A 6457-nucleotide genomic window follows, 5' to 3' on the forward strand; every position below is an offset into this window, starting at 1 on the left:
ATGAGTAGTGTTAAGAATATTTTTAACCTTGGTATTAAAGAACTGCGAACTCTGCTACAAGATCCATTGATGGTGGTTGTGATTTTAGTCACCTTTACCGTGATGGTATATTCGGCAGGCAAAAGTGTGTCGACTGAGCTTCAGAATACGCCAATAGCTGTTGTGGATGAAGATCAGTCAGCGATTTCCATCAATATTGCAGAAGCCTTTTATGAGCCACATTTTAAACCGGCCGAGCAGATATCGCTTCAGGATGTGAATAAATCACTTGATACCGGTTTATATACCTTCGTATTGGATATTCCTCATGATTTTCAAAAAGACTTATTAGCTGGCCGTAAGCCTGAAATTCAGCTGGCGATTGATGCAACAATGATGAGTCAGGCGTTTATTGGTGCCGGTTATATCAGTGAAATCATCAATAGAGAAGTGCAGCACTTATTAGAAACACATAATGCAACATCCAGCCAACCTGTAAAACAGATTGTACGTATGCGGTTTAATCCAAACCTCAATAGTGCCTGGTTCAGTGGGGTGATGGAATTAATCAATATGATTACATTGTTATCTGTGATTTTGACTGGTGCCGCATTGATACGCGAACGTGAACACGGTACCTTAGAACATTTACTGGTGATGCCCATCACACCCTTTCAAATTATGATGGCAAAAATCTGGTCGATGGGACTGGTTGTATTAATTACCAGTACTTTTTCACTTTATGTCGTTATTCAGGGCTGGCTGAATATGACCATTGCCGGTTCTATTATACTGTTTCAGTTGGGCACAGCTTGTTTCTTATTTTCCACTACATCGTTAGGCATTTTATTAGGCACACTAGCCCGAAGTATGCCGCAGTTGGGTTTGTTATTACTGTTATTAATATTGCCGTTACAGATGTTGTCCGGTGGGATGACTCCCTTTGATAGCATGCCAAAGATTGTGCAAAACATTATGCAATTTGCACCCACCTCACACTTTGTCAGTACCAGTCAGGCAGTTTTATACCGTGGGGCTGATTTCGCTATTATTTGGCCTGACTTATTAGCTAATTTGGCGATTGGAAGCGTGTTTTTCTTGATAGCTCTGGCATTATTCAGAAAAAGTCTGGCAACAGTCTGAGGCCTCATTTTTGCACAAGTAATAAAGCGTGCTTCATTATGCCGAGCAATCGCTCCATAAAACTACGCCATAAAATGATAGGGTTATAGCATTGATGTGAGTTTCTGAATGCTTGCAATTCGTAGAACAGCTGACCAGTATTCAGAAATAATCAGAATTAAGTAGGGAGAAGACCATGAGTTTAGAGGAGAAAATCTGTCAAAGCTGCAACAAAGACAATCGTTTGGATTTCGACTTTACTATGGCTTTTCAACCTATCGTAAATTGTAGCAACAACACTATTTATGGTTATGAAGCCTTGGTGCGAGGCATCAATAATGAATCTGCATATTCAGTCATATCAAAATTGAATGATAAAAATCGTTATTTATTTGATCAGCTCTGTCGTGTTAAAGCTATTTCACTTGCCGCCAAGTTGAATATTACTTCCATGTTGAGCATTAACTTTTTGCCCAATGCCATCTATACACCTGAGCGTTGTATTCGTACTACCTTTGAAGCGGCTCAACAGTATGATTTTCCTTCAGAGCGAATTATGTTTGAGTTTACTGAAGTGGAAAAAATGGATGATACAGAGCATGTTAAACGTATCGTCGATTACTACCAGTCGCTTGGTTTTAAAACTGCAGTAGATGATTTTGGGGCAGGCTATTCAGGCCTGAATCTGCTTGCTGACTTTCAGACAGATATTATTAAATTGGATATGGCGCTTATCAGAAATATTGACTCAAATAAGGTACATCAATCTATTGTGAGAAATTGCTTAACGATGTTTAATGAGTTAAATATCACTGCATTGGCAGAAGGCATTGAAACCTATGAGGAATATCTCTGGTTACGGGATGCAGGAATTGATCTTATGCAAGGTTATTATTTTGCCAAACCGGGATTTGAAAGCTTGCCTGATATAGAGCATCAAGGTTACAAGCAAGCTATTCAGTAATATCAGTTTTCAGATAAGGTTAATGTTATTACATACTGTCTGGCCAGGTCGTTAATAAGCGTTCTTTCCGCAAAGCTTCGTATAATAATCAGAACAGATACATTCATTACAATTAAGAGAGTCCCATTCCGATGATTAACTGGCTAGCCAATCTTGGTGATGTTACCCATGCTGTGCAATTGGCTTTGACGCCAGCATTTCTACTTACCGGTATGGCCGGTATTCTTAATGTGATGGCTAACCGGCTTGCTAGGATTATCGATCGAGCACGTGTATTGACTGATCAAATGGCATCAGCCGTTGAGTTGCCTGATGCATGGCGAGAAGAGATATCTGTGTTGGGACTTCGACGTCGAGCAGCAAGTAATGCGATTACCATGTGTGTCTTGTCTGCTTTGTTGATCTGTTCTGTTGTCTCGGTAATGTTTTTAGAGGCCTTGCTTGATTTTAACTTACGCTGGTTGATTGGAATGTTGTTTATGGGCTCGACGATGGCAATTGTCATTGGCCTTGCTTTTTTCTTGCGTGAAGTCCATTTAGCAACGCGGAATAGTTATAAGATGATTCCATCGCTGCGAAAAAAAAGCATTAATGGTGATAATTAATAAATCACGGATGATATTGACTAAAAATAAAATCGCTGTTGCTGCTATTCAGTGCGAATACCGATAGTTCATTGACGAGAAATGGTAACGATGGAATCAGACGCTTTTGGCTTAACAGATACGCTAAACATATTATCGACTCAGTTACTTCAGTTATGGGAAGCAACTATCAAGGTTATGCCATCTTTTGTTCTTGGCCTGCTGGTTTTTCTTATCTTCTTTTTTCTGGCAAAGCCATTCTCTGCTTTACTCGTTCACCCCATTGCCTATATCAGTGATAGTAAATTGGTGCAGAATGTTATCCGGCGGATTATCAGCCTGTTTATTATCTTGCTTGGTTTATATATTTTTCTGAGTATTGTTGGCTTAACGCAAGCTGCACTTGCGATTGTCAGTGGTACCGGCTTGTTAGGTATTATTATTGGGTTTGCATTTAAGGACATCGCTGAAAACTTTATTTCGAGTTTGCTATTGAGTGTACAGCGCCCGTTTTTAATCGGTGATGTGATTGAAGTGCAAGGCTTGAAAGGTGTGGTAAATAAAGTGACTGCCCGTGGCACAACCTTAGTTGATTTTGATGGTAATCATATTCAAATTCCCAATGCCACTATTTATAAAAATGTGATTAAAAACTTTTCGGCGAATCCCTGGGTAAGGGGCAGTTTTGTAGTGGGCATTGGCTATGATGCCAGTATTCAAAAATCACGGCAGACCATTTTGGCCGTGTTGAACGAACAAAATGAAGTATTAAAAGATCCTGAACCACAGGTGCTTATTGACTCATTAGGTTCATCCACCATTAATATAGTGATTAATTTTTGGGTTGATGGTCACCAATATGCGTTAAACAAGGTGGCTTCGGTTTTGATGCATAAAACTGTCCGGCACCTTGAAGCGGCTGGCATTAATATGCCTGACGACGCTCGTGAAGTTATTTTTCCTCAAGGCATTCCGGTCGTGCAAATGAACAACCAAGAGGCAGTAATGGCAGAGGCGGTCGATAAGCCTCCCGTAAAAAATGACAGTGCTGAGGTGAGTGCACAGCAACTCGCCAGTGATACACAAGATATTATTGAACAAGCAAAAAATGCACGTGATCCAGAGGAAGGAAAAAATATTATTTAAGCAAACTCAGCACACAGAGCTTGATGTTGGCGTTTAGAATCAAATAAGCAATATAAACAGGAGCCCACTATGGGGCAGGCAACACCATCAAAGCTAAGTTTCTGGCAAAAATTACATAATAAAATAGACCATCTTTATAATGGTTCAAGCCCAAGTTCCAGACGCTTTCGCTGGGGATTATTAGCGTTTGATGCGATTACGATTGTCTATTTTATATTGGGTTCTTTTTTTCACCACATAGATGATTTCCATGTCCTGGAAGAGACGATTGGGATTATCTATTTGCTGGAGTTAGTGGCCAGATTGTTTATCAGTAAATCAAAACTTCAGGAACTGATTCATCCTGTTGGGTTGGCTGATATTATCGTCATTATTTCTTTACTTGCACCATCTCTGGCAGAAAATTTCAGTTTCCTTAGAGTGATTCGTACCTTACGTTTATTACGCTCTTACCATATGCTCAGAAATCTGCGTAAGCAGTCACGTTTCGTAAGAATGCATGAAGATGTCATATTCAGCGTGGTGAATTTGTTTGTGTTTATTTTTGTGATCACCGCTGTGGTTTATGTCAGCCAGGTGCATATTAATGATCATATCAATGACTATCTGGATGCGCTGTATTTCACCATTGCCACCTTAACGACTACCGGCTTTGGTGATATTACCCTGGTGGGACATGACGGCCATATTCTGGCAGTGCTGATAATGATTTTTGGCATCTCTTTATTTTTACGTTTGATCCAGACTATTTTTCGTCCGGGTAAAATTCGTTATGAATGTCCGACATGTGGCTTAAATCGACATGATCATGATGCCGTACATTGTAAACATTGCGGTGAAGTGCTTCATATCACCACGGAAGGCGAGTATTAACTCAGCTTGCGAGATTTATAAGGAAATATTTAGCTGAAGATTAGGCCATTTCCACTCGATTACGCCCATTGGCTTTAGCCTGGTATAAGGCATTATCCGCACGGTTAAAAAAGTCCGTAGTGGTATCGCCTTGCTGATAAGAAGTTATGCCAATACTCACGGTGAAATGCGGTAATGATGTGTCTTGATGCGTGTCTATTTTGGTTTGTAAAAGCTTAGCAATCTCAAGAGCTTGCTCTTGTTCGGTTTGTTTTATAAGCACAGCAAATTCTTCTCCACCAATACGGAAGATAGTATCGGTTTCCCGTAGTCGGTTTTTGAGGAGTTTAACAAGCTTTATGAGTACAGCATCACCGATATCATGACCGTATTGATCATTAACCTTTTTAAAGTGATCGGCATCGATGAGAAGTAGGCTTAACTTGGCGCCGCGAGATGCCAAGTTTAATTGCATTTTTAACTGTTCATCCCATTTATGACGATTATAGGCGCCTGTCAGCTTATCCATCGTTGCCAGCTCAATCAGTTGTTTCTCAATTTCGTCGCGGCTGATTATTTCATGGCTAAATTGTTTTAATAACAATTTTAACTCATGCTCAAACTGAGAAAGCTCATCACGTTCATCGTCTATATTGCTCTCAACTTCAAAATCGATGACCTCTCTATGTTCAATAGCATCTCTAAATAGATGTATGGTGTCACGTGTTTGGGTAATTCGTTGACGAAAATACTGAATGGTATATTGCGTTAGATACAAGCCAATAATGAAGGCACACAGGCCTAGAATACTGGTCATAATCATGAAGTTTGATTCATGCTTTTCCGTATAAATAGCGGTGCTGATGGTTAATGCATTCAGTTTAGTAAGTAATTTTCCAAGCTCATCATCAAGGTGTTGATCTTGTTCTTGTTTAAATCGAATACGTCCTTGCTCAAGCCCATTTTCGATAATGGTTGATGCTTTATACATTTGCTCTGAAAGATGCTGATTATAACTATTGAGCTGTTGATGGATGTCGGCAGGATTAATGTCGTTATTAGACGGTCTGTGATTGGTTTGGCGGAACAATTCAATCAGAATATGCTGTCGGAGCTGGAGCAGTTCAATCTCAGAAATGACCTGTGTTAATGGCGTATCTACTTCGGCCAGTTCAATCATTTCCGAACGAATTTGCTGCAGTCCTACCATCGAATAGATGATCATAATGATTAAAAATGACAATAAGATGATTGATAGTCCACCGATCCTTCTGCTGATTGATGAGTTTACCCAACGTAACATTAAATTTTGCTCCTGAATTCAAGTGCACAGTGTAGCAATATGCTGTTGATTACAGCAGCGTTTTCAATCCTTATTTCAATTTATGTTAATGACATGATTTAATAATCCTGCTCCAGGATGAGAGCAACTGAAAAATAATTAAGGAAGATAAAATGAAAAATATAAGGGGCTGATCCAGATAATACTTAAAAAGGTATTATCTGAGCATGAGAAAAAGCCGATTGAGCTGGTACAAGCAACAGCGATTAATTGAGTTATTTGTAGGGGGAGTAACAGCCCGCACCGCAGCATCTTTAGTTGGTGTGAATGTGAAAACAGCCATTGGCTATTTTCAACGTTTAAGGACGTTGATTTATGAGCATAGTGAACACCTTGAATTATTAGAAGGTGAGATCGAAGCTGATGAAAGTTATTTCGGTGGCAGTCGCAAAGGTAAGCGAGGCCGAGGGGCTGGAGGTAAAGTACCGGTGTTTGGCCTGCTAAAGCGCAATGGCATGGTATTTACGG

At 39.8% G+C, this 6457-nt stretch carries 7 protein-coding genes; 6 read left to right on the forward strand and 1 reads right to left on the reverse strand.

Annotation, left to right across the window (positions count from 1 at the left end; genetic code table 11):
* The 5 genes from BM232_RS10410 (at position 1) to BM232_RS10430 (ending at position 4668) form a co-directional block, all read left to right on the forward strand.
* Positions 1-1122: an ABC transporter permease gene (locus tag BM232_RS10410; protein ID WP_091714352.1), complete on the forward strand. Its 1122-nt coding sequence runs from the start codon at positions 1-3 to the stop codon at positions 1120-1122.
* A 175-nt stretch (positions 1123-1297) separates the two neighbouring features.
* Positions 1298-2065: an EAL domain-containing protein gene (locus BM232_RS10415; RefSeq protein WP_091714354.1), complete on the forward strand. Its 768-nt coding sequence runs from the start codon at positions 1298-1300 to the stop codon at positions 2063-2065.
* A gap of 131 nt (positions 2066-2196) precedes the next feature.
* A complete protein-coding gene (locus BM232_RS10420) occupies positions 2197-2670 on the forward strand; it encodes a DUF2721 domain-containing protein (protein WP_091714356.1) in 474 nt (157 codons plus the stop codon).
* Between the two features lie 90 nt (positions 2671-2760).
* Positions 2761-3795 (forward strand): mechanosensitive ion channel family protein, encoded by a 1035-nt coding sequence (locus BM232_RS10425; protein WP_091714359.1) that lies wholly within the window; start codon positions 2761-2763, stop codon positions 3793-3795.
* A 69-nt stretch (positions 3796-3864) separates the two neighbouring features.
* Positions 3865-4668 (forward strand): potassium channel family protein, encoded by an 804-nt coding sequence (locus BM232_RS10430; protein ID WP_091714362.1) that lies wholly within the window; start codon positions 3865-3867, stop codon positions 4666-4668.
* Positions 4669-4708: 40 nt separating this feature from the next.
* On the opposite strand, the gene BM232_RS10435 is transcribed toward BM232_RS10430, so the two are convergent.
* Positions 4709-5950, reverse strand: a complete 1242-nt coding sequence (locus tag BM232_RS10435; protein ID WP_091714365.1) for a GGDEF domain-containing protein — start codon at positions 5948-5950, stop codon at positions 4709-4711.
* Positions 5951-6156: 206 nt separating this feature from the next.
* Between BM232_RS10435 and BM232_RS10440 the strand changes: the two genes are divergently transcribed.
* A partial coding sequence (locus BM232_RS10440; RefSeq protein ID WP_143092277.1) for a transposase occupies positions 6157-6457 on the forward strand: 301 nt, incomplete at its 3' end.

It is taken from the genome of Methylophaga sulfidovorans (assembly GCF_900114205.1).
GTDB classification, from domain to species: domain Bacteria; phylum Pseudomonadota; class Gammaproteobacteria; order Nitrosococcales; family Methylophagaceae; genus Methylophaga; species Methylophaga sulfidovorans.

Coding starts and splice junctions, on each gene's coding strand:
- BM232_RS10420 (WP_091714356.1), top strand. CDS start 2,197: ATGATTAACTGGCTAGCCAATCTTGGTGATGTTACCCATGCTGTGCAA.
- BM232_RS10410 (WP_091714352.1), top strand. CDS start 1: ATGAGTAGTGTTAAGAATATTTTTAACCTTGGTATTAAAGAACTGCGA.
- BM232_RS10415 (WP_091714354.1), top strand. CDS start 1,298: ATGAGTTTAGAGGAGAAAATCTGTCAAAGCTGCAACAAAGACAATCGT.
- BM232_RS10430 (WP_091714362.1), top strand. CDS start 3,865: ATGGGGCAGGCAACACCATCAAAGCTAAGTTTCTGGCAAAAATTACAT.
- BM232_RS10425 (WP_091714359.1), top strand. CDS start 2,761: ATGGAATCAGACGCTTTTGGCTTAACAGATACGCTAAACATATTATCG.
- BM232_RS10435 (WP_091714365.1), bottom strand. CDS start 5,950: ATGTTACGTTGGGTAAACTCATCAATCAGCAGAAGGATCGGTGGACTA.